Raw genomic sequence first — 18,905 nt, forward strand, 5'->3', positions numbered from 1 at the left:
CATCTTAATCAGGTATTAAGGCAGCCAACGTGAGATTGCCTTTCCTATATGGGGGAGTGCCGCGCCATATCTGGCCGGCCATGAGAGGACTATATTGAAATGATACCGCGTTCCGTCGCGATCCCGAAAAACTGGAAAACGTTTGACGTGCCGAGCTTTTTCTCGGCGTTTGGCTATCCTGTCCTGGGGGTAGCCCTTTTCACGACCATGGTCCTGCTGGGCGTCTTTGTCAGCGAGCTGACCTTCCACTGGTGGTACCTGCCGACCGCCTTTGGCGTGATCGCCTTCTCGGTCTTCTGGTGCAATCTCGGCATTGGCCCGATGCACAGGATCCTCCAGCACCGGGCCGGGGAGATGAAATGGCCCGCCCAGGTCCTGACCATGCTCAACATCATCATCGCCATGCAGGGCAATCTGCGCGACTGGGTGAACTATCACTCACAGCACCACCGCTTTGCCGACGGCCCCGGCGATCCGCACAATCCCTTCGAGTCCAAGCGCTGGGCATGGGTTGGCTGGATCCTGTTCCGGGACCGCAAGGATACCGCCCGCCCGATGGCTGCCTGGCTGAAGCAGCACCCCGTGATCGTCTGGATGGACCGTTTCTACAACGAGATCAGCATCGTCATTCACTTCGTCATACCAGCCGTTATCTATCTGATCGTCTGGGCGGCAGGGGGCTCGCTTGTCCTCACGGCGCTGCTGCATGCCAGCGTCGTCATTGGCCGTGCGATCCAGTTTCATGCCACCGTTTACGGCATCAACGTGCTCGGACACCTGAAAACGCCTGTCTGGGCCGACCATCTGATGGCGCTGCTGACGGGCGGGGAAGCCTTTCACGATCATCACCATGACGAGCCCCAGAGCGCCCTGCACCGTCCGCGCAAGGGCGTCTGGAACCGGATCGTTGACTATAACGGCACGGTTCTGCTCCTTCTGGAGAAGATCGGCTGGGTGAAGGATCTGAAGATCGCCCCGCGCTTCGCCTGAGCACCACATAGCCGCAGCATAAAAATTCCCGGGCGCCCCTCTTTAACCGGAGGGGCGCTTTCCCATTTGAATGGGTCTGGCTTGGGGCGCTTCAGAGGAGGACTACCCATGCCCAATTCATCCGACCATTCCAGCGAAGCTGCTGCGAGCCATGCCTATATCCTCCTTGACCGGACAGGATCGATGTCCGCGATCTGGGAAGAGGCGCTCGGCTCGGTGAACGCCTATGCCGACGGATTGTTCACTCCCGAGGGCGGCCGGCCCCCTGGCGGAGACGACCGGATTACCCTGGCTGTGTTCGACCATCAGGCCGGTCTGCATTTTGATCTGCTTCGCACGGCGGCGTCGGCCAAAGACTGGAAGCCCGTTACCAGCGCAGAGGCGAGCCCCCGGGGCATGACGCCGCTGTTTGATGCGGTGGCCCGGATGGTGGCCCTCGCTGAGGCAGACAATCCCAAGCGGGCGATCCTTGTTATCATGACGGACGGGGAAGAGAACGCGTCGCGCGAAGTCACCCGGGACGGCGTAAAAGCCGCGCTTGCCAGGGCAGAGGCCCGGGGCTGGGAAGTGGTCTTCCTCGGCGCCGAATTTGCAAAGTTCACGGACGCAGAGTCCATCGGCATGGCAGCTGGCAAAACCATGGCGATGTCGAAGGACAATCTGGACCGTTCCATGCGTAGTCTCGCCTCCAAGAGCCGTCGTTACTTCTCTGCCGAAGCCGCCTCAGTGGACTTCACCGAGGAGGATCGCCGGCAAGCGGGTGAAGAAGACGTGAAGCGCCGCAAAGGCAATTGATCTGTCCCCGGACAGGCCGGAAATCCCGCGAAGTCTGAATGCCTGTTCAGTTTCGCAAGGGCTGCCCCTCAAAAGGCGGCCCTTTTCTTTTCTATTCCCGATTCGTGACACAGACGTGCCGCATTCGGGGCGCAGCTTTCCCCCACAAACGCAATTGGGAAGGGACGACCGCCATGAAACTCATTCATTCCATCATCGCTCTGGCCGCAGGCGCTGCACTGGCCGCGACAGCTTCCGCAAAGGTTCTGCCGGTGAAGCCCTCCAAGGCCGATACCGTGCAGTCCTACATCCTCCTTGATCGCACAGGATCGATGTCCGACATCTGGGAGGAAGCGCTGTCTTCGGTCAACGCCTATGCCGGCAGTTTCGCCGCAGATGCTCCGGGGACGGAGATTGCCGGGGCTGATATAAACACAGCCGTGACAGTCGCCGTTTTCGACTATCAGGATGGCATGCAGTTCGATGTACTGCGCGACAAGGTTGATCCCTCGGCCTGGAAAACCATCAGCAATGATGAAGCAAACCCGCGCGGCATGACGCCTCTGTTTGATGCCATCGGCAAGATGATCACGCGCGCTGAAGTCGACAATCCGGAAAAAGCCGTCATCGTGATCATGACCGATGGACTGGAGAATTCCTCGAAGGAATTCACCCGCGAAGGCGCCAAGGCAGCGCTTGACCGCGCCGAGGCGCGGGGATGGGAAGTGATCTTCCTCGGCGCAGAGTTTGCCAGCTTCAATGATGCCGAAGCGGTCGGCATGGCTGCTTCCAAGACCATGGCTGTCGGTCAGGGCCGTATGGAAAGGTCGATGGATTCCCTCGCCCAGAAAGCCCGCGCCTACGGCAAGGGCGCTGCGCCGGCTGTCGAGTTCAACGCTGAAGACCGCGCTGCAGCCGACGAAGCCGGTGTTCAGGAGCGCAAGGGCGGCAACTGAGCCGGCCCCCGGGGTCTCTCCGGGGAAGGCGCCCGGCTTGCCACGAACGAAGTCACCGTAAGAGAGGCGGCCCGTCCCATCCCCGGGGGCGGGCCTTGCCTTTTCCGCTGCGTCACGCTTGCCTTCGAGGGCCGATCCCGCTTCAGGGAAGGGGTTCACAGCAAGCGGATTGAGCCCATGAAATATTATGAGGATATGATCGTTGGCACGGTCACCCGGTCCTCGCGCACCTACAAGGTGACCCGGGAAGAAGTCATCGAGTTTGCCTCCAAATATGATCCCCAGCCATTCCATCTCGATGACGAAGCCGCCGCAAAGACCCATTTCGGGCGCCTCTCGGCCTCCGGCTGGCACACCGGCGCCATGGCGATGCGGATGATGGTCGAGACTTGGAAAGACATGGAGCCGACCGCCGGTCTTGGCTCGCCGGGGATTGATGAGCTGCGCTGGGTGAAGCCCGTCTTTCCGGGAGACGAACTCCGGGTGGAGATGGAGCTTGTCGGAAAGCGCCGGATGAAAAGCCGCCGGGACATGGGTCTCTCCAAATCAAAGCAGACCGTCTACAATCAGAACAACGAAGTTGTGATGACGATGGTCTCCAACGGGCTGATCCAGGTGCGCGATCCCGAACTCGATACCGAATAGCGCAAAAGGAAACGCCAGGCCCCTCGGCCCGGCGTTCCTTCAATTCCGTTCGTTATCAGATCAGAGTGCTTCGATGATCGTGACGTTGGCGACGCCGCCGCCTTCACACATCGTCTGCAGGCCATATTTGCCGCCGCGCGCCCGCAGGGCGTGGACCAGCGTCGCCATCAGCTTGGTGCCCGAGGCGCCCAGCGGGTGGCCGAGCGAGATGGCGCCGCCATTGACGTTGAGCTTGGAGGGGTCGGCGCCGACATGTTTGAGCCAGGCCAGCGGCACGGGCGCAAAGGCTTCGTTGACTTCGTAGAGGTCGATGTCGCCGATCCTGAGGCCGGCGCGTTGCAGCGCGCGATCTGTGGCGAAGAGGGGCTCTTCCAGCATGATGACCGGGTCACCCGCCGTAACGGTCACATTGTGAATGCGGGCCAGCGGCGTGAGGTTGTGCGCCTTGATGGCAGCTTCCGAAGCGATCATCACGGCCGAGGCGCCATCACAGATCTGGCTCGCATTGGCCGCGGTCATGATGCCGTCGTCCATCAGGATCTTGAGGCTGGCCATGCCTTCCATGCTGGCATCGTAGCGGATGCCCTCATCCTTGTCGTGCATCACTTCCTGGCCTTCGCCATTGCGGCCCCTGATGACGACGATTTCGTTGGCAAACGCGCCGGCCCGGGTGGCGGCGGCCGCGCGGCGATGGCTCTCGACCGAGAACGCATCGAGCTGTTCCTTGCTGTGGCCATGCTTCCTGGCGATCATCTCGGCGCCGACGAACTGGCTGAAATGCTTGATGCCGAACTTTTCCTTGACCGACACCGGCGTCGGGTCGGTGGGAATGTCGAACACCTTTCCGGCGCGCGCGTTGATGCCCATCGGGCAGCGCGTCATGCTTTCCACGCCGGCCGCGATCACGAGATCCTGCGTGCCCGACAGGATGGCCTGCGCTGCAAACTGGATCGACTGCTGGGACGAGCCGCACTGGCGGTCAATCGTCACGGCAGGGACGGAATTGGGAAGGTTGGAAGCAAGCACAGCCGTGCGTCCGATCTGGCCGGCCTGTTCACCGGCCTGCGAGACGCAGCCCATGATAACGTCTTCGATCGCTTTGGGGTCCACGCCGGCTTCGCTGACGATGGCGTTGAGAACCTGCGCGCCGAGGTCGCCGGGATGCCATTCGGCAAGGGCGCCGTTCTTGCGGCCACCGGCCGTGCGTTTTGCTGCTACGATATATGCGGTCGCCATGCTCTGTGCTCCTCCTGGCTGAAGCGCTGAGTTTACTGCGCCCTCGGGGCTGCGCCAGCGCTCACGCCGGGGCAGGGGTGAGCAGAAATGGCGTCAGTCGTCGAAACCGAGAAATACGGCCGCCTCGTCGACAGACTTTCTCCGCGAGACCACGGCATTGGCCGGGAAGCTCTCGTCGGGCCAGCCCATCGCCACGCAGGTCTGGATCACCTGATCATCGGGAATGCCGGCCTCTGCGCGCACCACCGGGCTCTGCATGATGCCTTGTGAGTTGATCACGCAGCCCAGCCCCTTGTTCCAGGCGGCATTGACGAGACAGTTGACGACGCCGCCACAGTCAAACGGGGCGATGTCGCTTCCCTGGATCGAGCGGTCATAGGTTACGACGATCGAGACAGGCGCATCGAACTGGCGAAAACCGCGCAGCACCCAGTCCATCCGCTTTTCCTTGTTGTCCCGCTCGATGCCCATCGCCTCGAACAGCTGAATGGCGATCTCGATCTGGCGCTTGCGATGGTCGCCCTCATAGCCTGGCCCCATCCGGAATTCCCGGCTGTCGGGAACACCGGCCAGATTGCGCTCCACATTGCCCTTGCGGATGCGGTCGAGCACGTCGCCGGAGACCACATAGAAGTTCCAGGGCTGGGTATTCAGCGAGGTGGGCGCGCGCATGGCGATCTCGAGAACTTCCCGGATCAGCGCCCTGGGCACCGGCTTGTTCAGGAACCCGCGGATACTTCTCCGCCCCCGGACAACATCATCAAATTCCACGGCCGACGCCTCCCCGAACTGTGATAGCTGCCCAGAGCTTAGCGCAGCAGGCCGCGCTGGCATCCCCTGACGCCGGGGCAAACAAAAAAGCCCGCTCGCTCGAGCGGGCTTTCTGTCAGGCGAGGGGTGAGCGCTTAGCGCGGCGCCATGCGGATGGCGCCGTCGAGACGCACATCTTCACCGTTGAAGTAGTTGTTGCGGCACATTTCAGCAGCCAGCGAGGCATATTCTTCCGGGTTGCCGAGGCGCGGCGGGAAGGGAACCTGCGCGCCGAGGGCCTGCTTGACGGGCTCGGGAGCGGCGGCCAGCAGCGGCGTGTTGAAGATACCCGGCAGGATCGTGTTGACGCGGATGTTCTCGCGGCTGAGGTCACGCGCGATCGGAAGGGTCATGCCGACAACCCCGCCTTTGGACGCCGAATAGGCGGCCTGGCCGATCTGGCCATCTTCAGCTGCCACGGAGGCGGTGTTGACGATGGCGCCGCGGTCGCCGCAGGGCAGCGGGTCGAGGCTCATCATGCCGGCGGCCGATTTGGCGATGCAGCGGAAGGTTCCGACGAGGTTGATCTGGATGATCAGGTTGAACTTATCCAGCGGGAAATGGTCGATATTGCCGGTGTTCTTGTCGCGGCTGGCGGTCTTGATGGCGTTGCCGGTGCCGGCGCAGTTGATCAGGATACGCTCCTGGCCGATGGCTGCGCGGGATGTTGCAAAGCCGGCATCGACAGAGGCTTCGTCGGTGACGTTGACATTGCAGAAGACGCCGCCAAGCTCTTTTGCCAGCGCTTCGCCCTTTTCAGCGTTGAGGTCGAACAGGGCGACCTTGACGCCGTAGCTGGCCAGTTTGCGGGCGGTTGCCGCGCCGAGACCCGAAGCGCCACCGGTGATGACGGCGGAGATGTTTGAATTGAGTTCCATGGGGCACTGCCCTCCCTGTTTCCGAAAACTGCGAACTTCAATTATAATGACCCTAGGAGAGCGCAATGTCTGACGCAGCGGAAATCATCGAGACGGTCAAAGGGCAGGGGAACGTATACCTTCCCAAGACCATCCAGCGGAATGAACGCCTGGCCAGGGGCCTGGTCCCCAAGCTTATGCGGCTGGCGGGGAAAGTGCCCTTTGCCGATGATCTGGCCGCCGCTTACTACGCCGCGCGAGATCCGCGCACACCCGTAAAGGCCAAGGCGGTCCTCTTCGGCGCGGCGGCATATTTCGTGCTGCCCATTGATATGGTGCCGGATGTGGTTGTTGGCCTTGGCTTTACAGACGACGCGACGGTGCTGGCCACCGCGCTCAGCGTCGTCGGCATGCATGTCAGGGAGAGCCATCGCTCCCTGGCGCGCAAGCTCCTGAACCTGCCGGAGCCTGTGCGGGACGCTCCGTGACGCTCTGGCTGCCGCTTGGGATCGCGGGCCTGCTGGCAGTTGTCTACGGCTTTACGCTGAGCCGAAGCCCGCCGAGCCCGGCGAAACTTCTCCTGAAGATTTCCGGCATGGTCATTCTGACCGTTGCAGCTGCCTGGGCGGGCGCGCCGCCGCTGCTGGTCGCGGGGCTTGCGGCGTGCACGCTGGGGGACGCCTTCCTTGCGGGCCGTACCGAGCGCTGGCTGATCCCCGGCATGGCCGCTTTCTTCATTGGGCATGTCTTTTACGTTGGCCTGTTCTGGTCGGCCGGTCAGGTCAGCGGCGACCTGATGAACTATCTGGCGCGGGGCGTGCTGGTATTTGCCGGGGCAGGGTATGTCTTCTGGCTTTCCCCCTCGCTCGGGCCGCTGCGGCTGCCTGTGCTGGCCTATGCAGCGGTCATTCTGGTGATGGGCGCCGGTGCCATCGCCCTGCCGCCCGGATTTGGCCTCGTGCTCATCGGGGCGCTCATGTTCATCGCTTCCGATGCCATTCTGGCGAATGAATTGTTCCGCAGGCCAACCGGTGAGACACCGCGCTGGCTGGCGTCCATATCCTTGTGGAATCTGTATTTTTTCGGTCAGATGCTGATCGCCCTGGGCTTTCTTGCAAAATAATTCACGCAGCCCCCCTTTGTGCTGACACCGAAACTATGCGACAGACGCGGCGGGCCAGGCGCCCCCAACGGCGCCCAGCCTATCTGTGAGGATAGGAGTAAAACAGATGACCGTGACCACCGCCAAGCCGGCCGTGCGCCCTGCTTGCCCGCATTTTTCGTCGGGCCCCACCGCAAAATATCCCGGTTTCTCGCTGCAGAACCTTGTCACCGCCGCCCTCGGCCGGTCGCACCGTTCCGGCGACGCCAAGAAGAAGCTGAAAGCTGCGATTGATCGCACCAAGCTGATCCTCGGCATTCCGGACGACTACCGCGTCGCCATCGTTCCGGCCTCCGATACCGGCGCCGTGGAGATGTGCATGTGGTCCATGCTCGGCGCCAGGCCTGTGGACGTCTTCGCCTGGGAAGCCTTCGGGCAGGACTGGGTGACCGACGCGGTCAAACAGCTGAAGCTGGCAAACTGCAACACCCATGTTGCCGAGTTCGGCCAGCTGCCTGACTTCGCCATGGCCCGCGAAGATGCCGACATCATCTTCACCTGGAACGGCACCACGTCGGGCGTTCGCGTGCGGGACGCGGACTGGATCAGGCCCAACCCCGACCGGGTGGTCATCTGCGACGCCACTTCGGCCGCCTTCAGCCAGGATATCGCCTGGGAAAAGCTCGATGTGATCACCTATAGCTGGCAGAAATGCCTCGGCGGGGAAGCGGCCCATGGCATGCTGATCCTCTCGCCCAACGCGGTGAAGCGCCTTGAAACCTACACGCCTGACCGGGCCCTCCCGAAACTCTTCCGCATGACCAAGGGCGGCAAGATCGACGAGGAACTTTTCCAGGGCGCCACGATCAACACCCCCTCCATGCTCTGTGTGGAAGACTATCTTCAGGCACTCGACTGGGTGGAGCGTCTGGGCGGCTGGAAGAAACTGAAAGCCCGCTCGGATGAAAGCCTTGCCATTCTCACAGAATGGGAGGGCAAATCCGACTGGGTCGAGTTCCTCTGCAAGGACGCTTCGGTCCGCTCGAACACGGGCGTGACCTTCCTGATCAAGGATGCCCGCGTCGCCGCCCTCGATGAGGCCGGCCAGCGCGATTTCATCAAGAAGATGATGAAACGTCTGGAGACGGAGAATGCCTGCTTTGACGCTGCCGGTTACGCCAAGGCCCCCCCGGGCCTGCGCATCTGGGTCGGCGGCTCGGTTGAGCCGTCGGATGTGAAGAAGCTTCTCCCCTGGCTCGACTGGGCCTTCCAGGAAGAAGCGGCAAAGCTTTGAAATCCGGCGTTCCGGGGTGGCTGTCCAGCCGCTCCAGGACGCCAGGACTGCAGCCGATGATCCGTCTTCGCCCCGCCACCCGAGCAGACCTGCAACGCCTCCTTCACTGGGATGAGCAGCCGCATGTGCAGGGCACAGGCGGGGAGGATGACTGGAACGAATGGGACTGGGAAAACCAGCTCGGCCGGGATGTTCCCTGGCGGGAATTCCTGATCGCGGAGCTGGAGGGCCGTCCCATCGGCTTTGTCCAGACCATCGATTGCCGGGAAGAGGAAAGCCATTATTGGGGCACAGACTGTCCCGAGCATTCCTGGGCCATCGACATCTGGATTGGCGAAGCAGACTGCCTCGGTAAAGGTTATGGCACGCAGATGATGCATCTCGCCTTCGCCCGCTGCTTTGCCCATCCGCTCTGCCAGCACATCCTGATCGATCCGCTGGCGGACAATATTGCTGCGCACCGCTTTTACCAATCCCTTGGTTTCAAACTGCTCGGGCCGCGTTCGTTCGGCCCTGACCAATGCCTCGTTTATCAACTCACCCGCGCCGACTGGCGCAATGGAGCCGTAAATGCCTAAAGTCCTTATCGGAGACACGCTCTCCCCCGCCGCCGTCGAGATATTCAAGGCGCGCGGTATCGAGACCGACATAAAGGTCGGTCTTTCCAAGGAAGACCTGATCAAGATCATTCATGAGTATGACGGCCTCGCCGTGCGCTCGGCGTGCAAACCCGACGCGGATGTGATCGCTGCCGCAACCAATCTGAAAGTCATCGGCCGCGCCGGTATCGGCGTCGACAATATCGACATCAAGGCGGCCACTGCCAAAGGCGTCGTGGTCATGAACACGCCCTTCGGCAATGCCATCACCACGGCGGAGCACGCCGTCGCCATGCTGTTTGCGGCCGCCCGGCAGATCCCGGCGGCCAACAATGACACCCAGGCCGGCAAATGGCCAAAATCCGGCTATATGGGGGTCGAGCTCTCCTACAAGACACTCGGCCTCATCGGCTGCGGAAACATCGGCAGCCGTGTTGCCGAGCGCGCCATCGGCCTCAAGATGAAGGTGGTCGCTTATGACCCCTTTCTGACCGAGGAGCGCGCTGTCGAACTCGGTGTGGAGAAGGTGGAGCTGGACGGTCTGCTGAAGCGGGCCGACTTCATCACGCTGCACGTTCCGCTGACGGAGCAGACCAAGAACGTCCTCTCGCGCGAAGCGCTGGAGAAGACCAGGAAAGGCCTGATCCTGGTCAATTGCGCCCGCGGCGGCCTTGTTGATGAAGAGGCGGTGCGCGACCTTCTGGAAAGCGGTCATCTGGCCGGCGCCGCGTTTGATGTATTTGCTGTGGAACCGGCCAAGGAAAACGTGCTCTTCGGCGCCAAGAATTTCGTGGCCACGCCGCACCTCGGCGCAGCCACGGTCGAAGCACAGGAGAATGTGGCCCTGCAGGTTGCCGAGCAGATGGCAGATTATATCCTGACCGGCGCGGTCACCAACGCTCTCAACATGCCGTCCGTCACGGCAGAGGAAGCCCCGCGCCTGAAGCCGTTTGCGAAGCTGGCTGAGAAACTTGGCAGCTTTGCAGGCCAGATTTCCGACTATGGCTATGATGAAGTGGTCATCGAATATGAGGGCGAAGTCTCCGAGCTGAACCGCAAGCCGATCACGGCGGCGTTGCTGGCCGGTCTTCTGCGCGCCTCGCGCGGGGACGTGAACATGGTGTCTGCCCCGGCGATCCTGGCCGAGAGCGGCGTCAAGCTCACCGAGACCAAGACCGAGACCAGCCCCGTCTATGACAGCCTGATCCGCATCAAGGTGAAAACCAAGCAGACAAAGAACTCCCCTGAGGGCGGCTGGCGCACTCTGGCAGGCGCGCTGATTGCCGGAAAGCCCCGCATCGTCGAAGTGAAGGGCATGGCGCTGGAAGGCGATTTCTCGCCGGTGACGCTTTATGTGAACAATCTGGACAAGCCCGGCTTCATCGGCGCGCTCGGCCAGATGCTGGGCGAAGCGAAGATCAACATCGCGACGTTCCATCTTGGCCGTCAGGAAGCGGGCGGGGAGGCGATTGCGCTGATCGGGATTGATTCAACCCCGCCGGCGTCGATGATCGAGAAGCTCGATGCCCTGCCGCAGGTGCGGTATGCCAAAGTCCTGTCTTTCTGAAGAGCCAGCAGGATGTGGCCGGGCGTGACCGCCTGGCCACACTTGACGGCGGCAGGGTCACGGGCTGATGGCTGGTCAACTGAATGTCATGAAAGGTTGCCCATGCGCCATATTCCCCTGCTGATCGCAACGCTTGCCGCGCTGCCGGGCGCAGCGTCTGCGCAAGTGCTTGATGAAGCCCGCTTCGGCGTGACGGCGCACAATACCTGCGTCCTCTATTGCGATAACTCGAACAAGGAAGACGGGCCCAATCTCAATGGCGAGATTGTCCTGAATTCTCCGGATTTTCTGGATCTGGTCTGGAGCCCGCGGCCCTATGCGATGGCCAGCCTGAATACGGCTGGCGACACCAGCTTTGCGGGGGCAGGGCTCTACTGGAACTGGGATTTTGCCGGCGGCTGGTCGTTTGAGCCGGGGCTTGGCTATGTCGTCCATGACGGGGAGCTGGATTTTCCCTTCCCGCAGGGCGACCCGCGCAATGATCCTGTCTCGGCGCAGACCGTGTTCCTTGGATCGCGCGACCTCTTCCGGACGAGCCTTGCGCTTAACCGGGACCTTTCCGGCCCGTGGGGCGTTCAGCTGCTCTTCGAGCACTACAGCCATGGCCAGATTCTCGGCAATGGACGCAACCAGGGCCTTGATAATCTTGGCGTCCGGGTGATCTACGCGTTCGGCGAATAGGCCTCTCGCAAGGGGTGGCAAAAGGCCCCTTGCAATTGGCTGCCGAATGCTGCCCTTGTCGCCGCGGCTTAGGAACGGAGCATCGTGATGGCAGGTGTCGTGGTCGTCGGGGCCCAGTGGGGCGACGAAGGCAAGGGTAAGATCGTCGACTGGCTGTCCAGCCGCGCCGATGTCGTGGTCCGCTTCCAGGGCGGGCACAATGCCGGCCACACCCTCGTGATCGACGGAAAAGTGTTCAAGCTGGCGCTTTTGCCTTCGGGGCTGGTGCGCGGGGGCAAGCTCTCTGTCATCGGCAACGGCGTCGTCGTGGACCCCTGGCACTTTCTGACCGAGATTGAAGGCATCCGCGCCCAGGGCGTTGACGTGTCTCCGGAAAGTCTCGTCCTGGCCGACAATGCCTCGCTGATCCTGCCCTGGCACAAGGACATCGATGCGGCCCGTGAAGGCGCGCTCGGCGCGGCCCAGATCGGCACCACCAAGCGCGGCATCGGCCCGGCCTATGAAGACCGGGTCGGCCGCCGCGCCATCCGCGTTGCTGACCTCGCAGACCCTGCCGCCCTCGACCTCAAGATCGAACGCCTGCTCGCCCATCACCGCCCGCTGCGCGCGGGTCTCGACCTTCCCGAGCCTGATGGCCCCGCCCTGAAAGCGGCGCTTCTGGAGATCGCGCCGCAAGTTCTGGCCTATGCCCAGCCGGTCTGGAAACTGCTGGACGAGAAGGTCCGCCGGGGCAGCCGCATCCTGTTTGAGGGCGCCCAGGGCGTGATGCTGGACGTCGACCATGGCACCTACCCGTTCGTGACCTCGTCCAATGTGGTGGCGGGCAATGCCTCGGCCGGTTCGGGCGTTGGCCCGGGCGCGATTTCCTATGTTCTGGGCCTTGCGAAGGCCTACACGACGCGCGTGGGCGCCGGCCCGTTCCCGACCGAACAGGACAATGACATCGGCAAGCGCCTCGGCACGGTGGGCCATGAATTTGGCACCAACACCGGCCGCGCGCGACGCTGCGGCTGGTTCGACTCGGTCATGGTGCGCCAGGCCTGCGCCACTTCGGGCGTCAACGGCCTCGCCCTGACGAAGCTCGATGTCCTTGATGGATTTGAAGAAATCAAGGTTTGCACGGCCTACCGGCTGAACGGCAAGACCATTGATTACTACCCCGCCGGGCTGACCGACCAGGCCGCGGTCGAGCCGGTTTACGAGATCCTCAAAGGCTGGAGCGGCTCCACCCGGGGCGCGCGCAGCTGGACGGACCTGCCGCCCGAAGCGGTTGTCTATGTGCGCCGCCTTGAGGAACTCGTCGGCAAGCCCTGCGCGCTCGTCTCGACCTCGCCGGAGCGGGAAGACGTGATCCTGATGCGCGATCCGTTTGAGGGATAAGGAGCGCCTTGTCCCGTCGACAAGGGGCCAGAAAGTTCCAAAAAAACGCCAATGGCGGGCCTGAAAACTCCAATAACTCCAACCTCGCTGGCGTGTTTCGTTTCAGAGGCGCGCCAGGATTTCGGCTGCCGCTTCGGCTGGTGAGGTCTGGTCGGTGTCGATCACGATGTCTGCGGGCGGCATCGCGGCCATCGAAGCGGTGAAGGCTTCTTTCAATTCGCTGAGAAGCTCTGGCGAGCGCAACTTGCCGAACTCTGCGCGGCTGGAGTTGGCGATCCGCTGCATCTGCTCCTGCGCGCTGACGGTCAGGGCAATGAAGATCATCTCGCCGCCGGAATTTTCCACCAGGGTTTTCACCGCTTGCGGAAAGCCCGGCTCGACGGTGGGTTCGGGCGCGAAGGTGAAGATCAACGAGCGGTCTTCGGCCACCGCCGCGCTGAACACATCCATCCAGAATTGCTCGCGCAGGCGTATGAAGTTTTCAGAACCAAATGGGAAGACGCAGGCCACTGCATCGACCACGAGATGATTGTGAAAGAGGGGGAGCCCCGTCTGTCTTGCCAGGTGCCGTGCCACGGTGAGCTTGCCGGCAGCGGCCTCGCCATAAATGAAGATCAGGCGCAGGGCGGTATCCTTTCAGCGATAAGCCGCGATTGAGCGCACGACCTTGCCTTCGGGGCCGAAGACAAAGGTTTCGGCCACCAGCTCTTCGCGATGGTTCGTGTAAAGAATGGTGATGGCATCTGACCCGACGAGGATGTCGTCAAGCTCGAAGAAAAGCTGCGGGGCGAGGGCGAGCGCCTTGGTCCAGTAATCCCGCAGCGTCTTCTTGCCGAAGAGGCTCATGGCTTCGTTCTCCATCACCCGCGCAATGCGCGGGGAATGGAAAATGATCTCCTCACTATAGTGAGACAAGATGCGCTCGATGTCGCGGTCGTTCCAGGCGGCGAGCCAGTCACGCGCGAAGCTTTCGGCAAAGCTCCTTGTGAGCATGGCCCTCAAGCCTGGCCGTTGACGGCGAGCACGTCTTCTACCGTGCGCAGGCCCGGCTTGGGCGCGGTGACAAGGACGGCCATGTTTCCGGGCAGGTGCTTGTTGTCGAGCATCTTTTCGTGCGCCAGCGGAATATCGCCCCAGGGGAAGACTTCCGACATGCCGGGGTCAATGCGCCGGTTGAGCACGAGCTGGTTGGCTTCGCTGGCCTGTTTCAGGTTTGCAAAGTGGGAGCCCTGTACGCGCTTCTGCCGCATCCAGAGGAAGCGCGCGTCCATGGTGAGGTTGAAGCCGGACGTGCCCGCGCAGATAACCACCATGCCGCCGCGCTTCACCACGAAGACCGAGACCGGGAAGGTGGCTTCGCCGGGGTGTTCAAAGACGATATCGACGTCTTTCTTGCCGGTGATGTCCCAGATGGCTTTGCCGAATTTGCGGCTCTCTTTCATATAGTCGGTGAACTCCGGCCCGTTGACCTTCGGCAGCTGGCCCCAGCAATTGAAGTCGTTCCGGTTGATCACGCCCCTGGCGCCGAGGGAGAGCACATAGTCCCGCTTGTCTTCAGACGAGACGACGCCGATGGCGTTGGCACCGGTGACCGCGCAGAGCTGGACAGCGAAGGAGCCAAGCCCGCCCGAGGCGCCCCAGACGAGAACGTTGTCGGCCGGCTTCACGATGTGCGGCCGGTGGCCGAACAGCATGCGGTAGGCCGTGGCGAGGGTGAGCGTGTAGCAGGCGCTTTCTTCCCAGGTGAGGTGTTTGGGGCGTGGCATGCACTGGCGGGCCTGCACGCGGCAGAACTGCGCAAAGCTGCCATCCGGCGTCTCGTAGCCCCAGATACGCTGGCTTGGCGAGAACATCGGGTCGCCGCCATTGCATTCCTCGTCATCGCCGTCATCCTGATTGCAATGGATGACCACTTCGTCGCCCGGCTTGACGCGGGTGACGCGCTTGCCGACCGCCCAGACGATACCGGAAGCATCTGAGCCGGCGACCTGATATGGGTCCTTGTGGCTGTCGAAATACGAAACCGGCTCACCAAGCGCAGCCCAGATGCCGTTGTAATTGACGCCTGCCGCCATGACGAGAACGAGCACTTCGTCGGAGTCGATTTCAGGCACGGGGACCTGTTCGACCTTCATGGCCGTCATCGGTCTGCCATGACGTTCCTTGCGGATCGTCCAGGCGTGCATCATTTTCGGTACATGGAATTCAGGCGGGATCTCGCCCACCTCATAGATGTCTTTCTTAACCCGTCCTGCCGTTTCAGTCGTCATGGACCTTCCTCCGTCATTCGGGCGGGGGCGGGCTCGCTCTATGCGGCGTCTTCACAGCCCCGTCCGGCGCGGGCACAGTGGCAAGTGTTGTGAGGCTTCGCAAGGTCAATGTTGCGCTGCACAATCGATGTTCCCTTCCCCTGAGGCATTTAAGTCATGACGATCTGCCAGCTGGTTCACCTCAATGGCGCCCTTCTGCCGCTGATGCAGGCGCATGTTTCCCCGCTGGACCGGGGCTTCCTGTTTGCCCATGCCGCTTATGAGGTGACGGCGGTTTATGGCGGCCGGTTTGTCGATCTGGAGGGCCATATTGCCCGGCTGCAGCGCACGCTGGCGGGGATTTCCATTCCCGATCCGCATTCGGCCGAGGGCTGGGCGAGCCTCCACCGGGAGCTGATCGCCCATAATGATCTCGTGGAGGGGCTGGTCTACCTGCAGGTGACGGGCGGGGCCTATGACGCGCGCGACTTTGCCGGGCCGCAGGCGTTCGTGCCGACAGTGTTTGCCTATGCCGATGCCAGGCCTCTGATCGGAGCGGGCGCGCGCGAGGGCATCGCGGCGGTGTTCCTGGAAGACATGCGCTGGAAGCGGCGGGACATGAAAACGACGCAGCTGCTCTCCCAGGCCCTGGCCTACCGGGCAGCCAGGGGGCACGGCGCCGATACGGCCCTGATGGTTGAGGACGGGTTTGTCACCGAAGCGGCCTCGGCGAATGCCTGGATCGTGACGGGGGAGGGTGAGATCATCACGCGCGACCTCTCGCCCGCAATCCTTTCGGGGATTACACGCGCGGGCGTAATGAAGCTGCGCGAGGCGGGTGGGTTTACCATCACCGAGCGCGCCTTCACGCCGGAAGAGGCGGTTAACGCCGCAGAAGTTTTCACAAGCTCGGCCGGGGCGATGGTGGCGCCGGTCGTGACGCTGGACGGGCGGCCTGTGGGCGAGGGGCGGCCGGGGCCGGTGACGCGCAGGGTGCAGCGGCTTTACTATGAGGCGATGGGCGCGGATGTGCCGGTGGCAGCGCCGTTCGTGTTTGACCGGGACTAGGCGCGGGGCGGTCCTTCCGGATCGATGATTTCGCCTTCTATGATGTCTCCGTCTCCGTCTCCGCCTGCCGGGCCGCCTGGTCGGGTGAAGGCGGCGCTGAGCTGGGAGCGCACTTCGGAGAACTCGCGCACGGCGATCCGGGCGCTGATTTCGTTGGCAATCAGAGCGATGCCTGCCGGCAAGGCGATCAGGGCAAGGTCGATGGCGGCGAGCTGCCGCGCGAGCGAGGTATCCCGGAAGAGGGCGAGCACGCCGACCGTGAGGATGAAAATGCCGATCAGAAGGCCGAGGCGGAAGCCGAAACCGGTGAGCAGGGACGCGCCGGAGATGGCGGTCTGCGCGCCCGCGGCACTGGCCATGCGGCGGCGTTCATAAAGGCTGACGGCGAGCATTGCGGCGGTGAGGAGCGCGAGCGCCAGCGGGCTGCGCTGGAAGATCGCCATCAGCGCGGCGCCGGCGGGAAAGGCGAGCAGCGAGGCGAGGCGCAGGGTGAGCGCGGTCTGGAGGGTGGCGCGGGGCTGGGTCATGTCTGGGGCACGGGGCTCTGGCGAGGTCCTCTGGTCTGGTGCAGGGTAGGTGGCAATTGGCGCGGCGGGCTGCAAGTGTGGCAGACGGGCGGCTTGCCAGCCATGAGGCGCTCGGCCATGTTGCGCCGCAGCATAGGGGAGGCCAGAAAACGATGACAAAAGCCACCAAAGAGTATCAGCACAAGCCGGACGAGCCCTGGATATTCCGCACCTATGCGGGTCATTCCACGGCGAAAAAATCCAATGAACTCTACCGGCTGAACCTCTCCAAAGGCCAGACCGGCCTCTCCATCGCCTTCGACCTGCCGACCCAGACAGCCTATGACGCCGACCATATCCTCAGCCGGGGCGAGGTCGGCAAGGTGGGCGTGCCGGTCAAGCATCTGGGCGACATGCGCGAGCTCTTCGCCGAGCTGCCGCTGGAGACGATGAATACCTCGATGACGATCAATGCGCCGGCGGCCTGGATGCTGGCGCTGTATGTGGCCCTCGCCGATGAGCGCGGCGATGACCGGAAAAAGCTGCGCGGAACGACGCAGAACGACATTGTGAAGGAATATCTCTCGCGCGGCACCTATGTGTTTCCGCCCGAGCCCTCGCTGCGCCTGATCGGCGATATGGTGAGCTGGTGTTATCTGGAAGTTCCAAAATGGAACCCGATGAATGTCTGCTCCTACCACCTGCAGGAAGCGGGCGCGACACCGGAACAGGAGCTCGCCTATGCACTGGCGACGGCCATTGCGGTGCTCGATACGGTGAAAGCCGGCGGGCAAGTTCCAGAATCAGACTTTGAGACCGTGTTTGGCCGGATTTCCTTCTTTGTGAACGCCGGAGTGCGTTTCGTAACAGAACTCTGCAAGATGCGGGCGTTTGTCGATCTCTGGGAGGAAATCGGCCGGGAGCGTTATGGCGTCACCGATCCCAAGGCGCTGCTCTTCCGCTATGGCGTGCAGGTGAACTCGCTGGGCCTGACCGAGCCGCAGCCGGAAAACAATGTCTACCGCATCCTGATGGAAGCCCTCGCCGTCACCCTTTCCAAGCGCGCCCGCTGCCGCGCGCTGCAGCTGCCTGCCTGGAATGAGGCAATGGGCCTGCCGCGGCCCTGGGATCAGCAATGGTCGCTGCGCCTGCAGCAGATCCTCGCCTATGAGAGCGACCTTCTGGAATTTGAAGACATCTTCGATGGCAGCCATGTCATCACTGCCAAGACCGAGGAATTGAAGGAAAAGGCCCGCGCCGCGCTGGCGCAGATCGACGAGATCGGCGGCGCGCAGGCGGCGATCCCCTTCATGAAGGAAAGCCTTGTCAGCGCGCATATCGACCGTATACGCGCAATCGAGTCCGGCGCGCTCACGGTGGTCGGCGTCAACCGCTTTACCGAAACCGAGGCCAGCCCGCTGGGCGCAGGCGACGGCGCGATCCAGACCGTGGACCCGGCCGAAGAAGCCGCGCAGGTGCGTGACCTGAAAGCCTGGCGCGCCGCGCGGGACAATGGCGCGGCCGAAGCCGCGCTCGCCGGACTGCGCGCCGCCGCCGCCGAGAACCGCAACATCATGGAGCCCTCGATCACCTGCGCCAAGGCAGGCGTCACCACCGGCGAATGGGGCACGGTGCTTCGCGAAGTGTTCGGCGAATTCCGCGCGCCGACCGGCGTTGCCCTCGTCGTTCCAAGCAGCGGCGAAGAAGATGTCGAAAAGGTGAGGGCGCAGGTCGCCCGCGTCTCAGAGGCGCTGGGCCGTACCCTGACATATGTGCTCGGCAAGCCCGGCCTTGATGGCCACTCCAACGGCGCCGAGCAGATCGCCGCGCGCGGCCGCGAAGTGGGCATGGAGGTTGTCTATGAAGGCATCCGCTTCACGCCCGCCGAAATTGCCGCCCAGGCCAGGGACGCCAAAGCCCATGTCGTCGGTCTCTCCATCCTTTCGGGCAGTCATCTTGACCTCGTGCGCGAGACGGTCGCGGAGCTGCGCAAGCTGGGTCTTGACGATGTGCCCGTGGTCGTTGGCGGCATCATCCCGCCCGAAGATGGCCGGGCCCTGCGCCAGATGGGGGTGGCGGCGGTCTACACGCCCAAGGATTTCCGCATCACGGAAATCATGGGCGACGTCACCCGCCTTGTTGAAAAAGCGTGGCTTGTGAAAGGATAAGTCCAGGAGTCTGTAGCTGGCCT

Annotated in this window: 20 protein-coding genes; 13 read left to right on the forward strand and 7 right to left on the reverse strand. The window is 62.8% G+C overall.

Annotation, left to right across the window (positions count from 1 at the left end; all coding sequences use genetic code 11):
- The first annotated feature begins 99 nt into the window (after positions 1 to 99).
- The 4 genes from KG722_RS05870 (at position 100) to KG722_RS05885 (ending at position 3,365) form a co-directional block, all read left to right on the forward strand.
- The gene (locus tag KG722_RS05870) at positions 100 to 990 is read left to right on the forward strand and encodes an acyl-CoA desaturase (protein WP_213270665.1); all 891 of its coding nucleotides are present in this window, start codon (positions 100 to 102) and stop codon (positions 988 to 990) included.
- Positions 991 to 1,098: 108 nt separating this feature from the next.
- Entirely contained in the window at positions 1,099 to 1,785 is a 687-nt protein-coding gene (locus KG722_RS05875; protein WP_213270667.1) for a vWA domain-containing protein, read from the forward strand.
- A 173-nt stretch (positions 1,786 to 1,958) separates the two neighbouring features.
- Positions 1,959 to 2,720, forward strand: coding sequence for a vWA domain-containing protein (locus KG722_RS05880; protein ID WP_213270669.1), 762 nt, complete (start codon positions 1,959 to 1,961; stop codon positions 2,718 to 2,720).
- A 177-nt stretch (positions 2,721 to 2,897) separates the two neighbouring features.
- Positions 2,898 to 3,365 (forward strand): MaoC family dehydratase, encoded by a 468-nt coding sequence (locus KG722_RS05885; RefSeq protein WP_213270671.1) that lies wholly within the window; start codon positions 2,898 to 2,900, stop codon positions 3,363 to 3,365.
- Between the two features lie 60 nt (positions 3,366 to 3,425).
- Here the strand turns inward: KG722_RS05885 and KG722_RS05890 are convergent, their stop codons facing one another.
- The 3 genes from KG722_RS05890 to KG722_RS05900 all read right to left on the reverse strand — a co-directional run bounded on the left by KG722_RS05890 (position 3,426) and on the right by KG722_RS05900 (position 6,289).
- Positions 3,426 to 4,601: an acetyl-CoA C-acetyltransferase gene (locus KG722_RS05890; RefSeq protein ID WP_213270673.1), complete on the reverse strand. Its 1,176-nt coding sequence runs from the start codon at positions 4,599 to 4,601 to the stop codon at positions 3,426 to 3,428.
- Between the two features lie 93 nt (positions 4,602 to 4,694).
- Positions 4,695 to 5,372 (reverse strand): nitroreductase family protein, encoded by a 678-nt coding sequence (locus tag KG722_RS05895; protein WP_213270675.1) that lies wholly within the window; start codon positions 5,370 to 5,372, stop codon positions 4,695 to 4,697.
- 134 nt (positions 5,373 to 5,506) lie between these two features.
- A complete protein-coding gene (locus tag KG722_RS05900) occupies positions 5,507 to 6,289 on the reverse strand; it encodes an SDR family NAD(P)-dependent oxidoreductase (RefSeq protein WP_213270677.1) in 783 nt (260 codons plus the stop codon).
- A 65-nt stretch (positions 6,290 to 6,354) separates the two neighbouring features.
- On the opposite strand from KG722_RS05900, the gene KG722_RS05905 reads away from it, so the two are divergent.
- From KG722_RS05905 to KG722_RS05935, 7 genes are all read left to right on the forward strand, one after another.
- Positions 6,355 to 6,756 (forward strand): YkvA family protein, encoded by a 402-nt coding sequence (locus tag KG722_RS05905; RefSeq protein WP_213270679.1) that lies wholly within the window; start codon positions 6,355 to 6,357, stop codon positions 6,754 to 6,756.
- Complete coding sequence (locus tag KG722_RS05910) at positions 6,753 to 7,391, forward strand: lysoplasmalogenase family protein (protein ID WP_213270681.1); 639 nt, start codon at positions 6,753 to 6,755, stop codon at positions 7,389 to 7,391. The genes KG722_RS05905 and KG722_RS05910 overlap by 4 nt, the downstream gene beginning before the upstream one ends.
- 112 nt (positions 7,392 to 7,503) lie before the next feature.
- Positions 7,504 to 8,664 (forward strand): phosphoserine transaminase, encoded by a 1,161-nt coding sequence (locus KG722_RS05915; protein ID WP_366910221.1) that lies wholly within the window; start codon positions 7,504 to 7,506, stop codon positions 8,662 to 8,664.
- A gap of 56 nt (positions 8,665 to 8,720) precedes the next feature.
- Positions 8,721 to 9,242: a GNAT family N-acetyltransferase gene (locus KG722_RS05920; RefSeq protein WP_213270701.1), complete on the forward strand. Its 522-nt coding sequence runs from the start codon at positions 8,721 to 8,723 to the stop codon at positions 9,240 to 9,242.
- A complete protein-coding gene (gene serA / locus KG722_RS05925) occupies positions 9,235 to 10,830 on the forward strand; it encodes a phosphoglycerate dehydrogenase (RefSeq protein ID WP_213270703.1) in 1,596 nt (531 codons plus the stop codon). Before KG722_RS05920 ends, serA begins: the two co-directional genes overlap by 8 nt.
- Before the next feature lie 102 nt (positions 10,831 to 10,932).
- Positions 10,933 to 11,511, forward strand: a complete 579-nt coding sequence (locus tag KG722_RS05930; RefSeq protein WP_213270705.1) for an acyloxyacyl hydrolase — start codon at positions 10,933 to 10,935, stop codon at positions 11,509 to 11,511.
- A gap of 87 nt (positions 11,512 to 11,598) precedes the next feature.
- On the forward strand, positions 11,599 to 12,891 hold the full coding sequence (locus tag KG722_RS05935; RefSeq protein WP_300998259.1) for an adenylosuccinate synthase: 1,293 nt from the start codon (positions 11,599 to 11,601) through the stop codon (positions 12,889 to 12,891).
- 102 nt (positions 12,892 to 12,993) lie between these two features.
- Here KG722_RS05935 and KG722_RS05940 read toward each other — a convergent pair whose 3' ends face one another.
- From KG722_RS05940 to ccrA, 3 genes are read right to left on the reverse strand one after another with little or no spacing between them, the layout of a single operon-like run.
- A complete protein-coding gene (locus tag KG722_RS05940; protein ID WP_366910118.1) occupies positions 12,994 to 13,467 on the reverse strand; it encodes a shikimate kinase in 474 nt (157 codons plus the stop codon).
- A gap of 60 nt (positions 13,468 to 13,527) precedes the next feature.
- A complete protein-coding gene (locus KG722_RS05945; RefSeq protein ID WP_300998260.1) occupies positions 13,528 to 13,884 on the reverse strand; it encodes a nuclear transport factor 2 family protein in 357 nt (118 codons plus the stop codon).
- Positions 13,885 to 13,889: 5 nt separating this feature from the next.
- Positions 13,890 to 15,161, reverse strand: a complete 1,272-nt coding sequence (gene ccrA / locus KG722_RS05950) for a crotonyl-CoA carboxylase/reductase (protein WP_213270709.1) — start codon at positions 15,159 to 15,161, stop codon at positions 13,890 to 13,892.
- A 156-nt stretch (positions 15,162 to 15,317) separates the two neighbouring features.
- Between ccrA and KG722_RS05955 the strand changes: the two genes are divergently transcribed.
- On the forward strand, positions 15,318 to 16,208 hold the full coding sequence (locus KG722_RS05955; RefSeq protein ID WP_213270711.1) for an aminotransferase class IV: 891 nt from the start codon (positions 15,318 to 15,320) through the stop codon (positions 16,206 to 16,208).
- Here the strand turns inward: KG722_RS05955 and KG722_RS05960 are convergent.
- Positions 16,205 to 16,735 (reverse strand): hypothetical protein, encoded by a 531-nt coding sequence (locus tag KG722_RS05960; RefSeq protein ID WP_213270713.1) that lies wholly within the window; start codon positions 16,733 to 16,735, stop codon positions 16,205 to 16,207. The genes KG722_RS05955 and KG722_RS05960 overlap by 4 nt on opposite strands.
- A 77-nt stretch (positions 16,736 to 16,812) precedes the next feature.
- Between KG722_RS05960 and KG722_RS05965 the strand changes: the two genes are divergently transcribed.
- Positions 16,813 to 18,882, forward strand: coding sequence for a protein meaA (locus tag KG722_RS05965; protein WP_366910122.1), 2,070 nt, complete (start codon positions 16,813 to 16,815; stop codon positions 18,880 to 18,882).
- Positions 18,883 to 18,905: the final 23 nt, after the last annotated feature.

The organism is Hyphomonas sp. (genome assembly GCF_018402285.1).
Lineage (GTDB): Bacteria > Pseudomonadota > Alphaproteobacteria > Caulobacterales > Hyphomonadaceae > Hyphomonas.

Coding starts and splice junctions, on each gene's coding strand:
- KG722_RS05960 (WP_213270713.1), bottom strand. CDS start 16,735: ATGACCCAGCCCCGCGCCACCCTCCAGACCGCGCTCACCCTGCGCCTC.
- serA (WP_213270703.1), top strand. CDS start 9,235: ATGCCTAAAGTCCTTATCGGAGACACGCTCTCCCCCGCCGCCGTCGAG.
- ccrA (WP_213270709.1), bottom strand. CDS start 15,161: ATGACGACTGAAACGGCAGGACGGGTTAAGAAAGACATCTATGAGGTG.
- KG722_RS05930 (WP_213270705.1), top strand. CDS start 10,933: ATGCGCCATATTCCCCTGCTGATCGCAACGCTTGCCGCGCTGCCGGGC.
- KG722_RS05905 (WP_213270679.1), top strand. CDS start 6,355: ATGTCTGACGCAGCGGAAATCATCGAGACGGTCAAAGGGCAGGGGAAC.
- KG722_RS05900 (WP_213270677.1), bottom strand. CDS start 6,289: ATGGAACTCAATTCAAACATCTCCGCCGTCATCACCGGTGGCGCTTCG.
- KG722_RS05890 (WP_213270673.1), bottom strand. CDS start 4,601: ATGGCGACCGCATATATCGTAGCAGCAAAACGCACGGCCGGTGGCCGC.
- KG722_RS05955 (WP_213270711.1), top strand. CDS start 15,318: ATGACGATCTGCCAGCTGGTTCACCTCAATGGCGCCCTTCTGCCGCTG.
- KG722_RS05945 (WP_300998260.1), bottom strand. CDS start 13,884: ATGCTCACAAGGAGCTTTGCCGAAAGCTTCGCGCGTGACTGGCTCGCC.
- KG722_RS05875 (WP_213270667.1), top strand. CDS start 1,099: ATGCCCAATTCATCCGACCATTCCAGCGAAGCTGCTGCGAGCCATGCC.
- KG722_RS05920 (WP_213270701.1), top strand. CDS start 8,721: ATGATCCGTCTTCGCCCCGCCACCCGAGCAGACCTGCAACGCCTCCTT.
- KG722_RS05880 (WP_213270669.1), top strand. CDS start 1,959: ATGAAACTCATTCATTCCATCATCGCTCTGGCCGCAGGCGCTGCACTG.
- KG722_RS05935 (WP_300998259.1), top strand. CDS start 11,599: ATGGCAGGTGTCGTGGTCGTCGGGGCCCAGTGGGGCGACGAAGGCAAG.
- KG722_RS05870 (WP_213270665.1), top strand. CDS start 100: ATGATACCGCGTTCCGTCGCGATCCCGAAAAACTGGAAAACGTTTGAC.
- KG722_RS05885 (WP_213270671.1), top strand. CDS start 2,898: ATGAAATATTATGAGGATATGATCGTTGGCACGGTCACCCGGTCCTCG.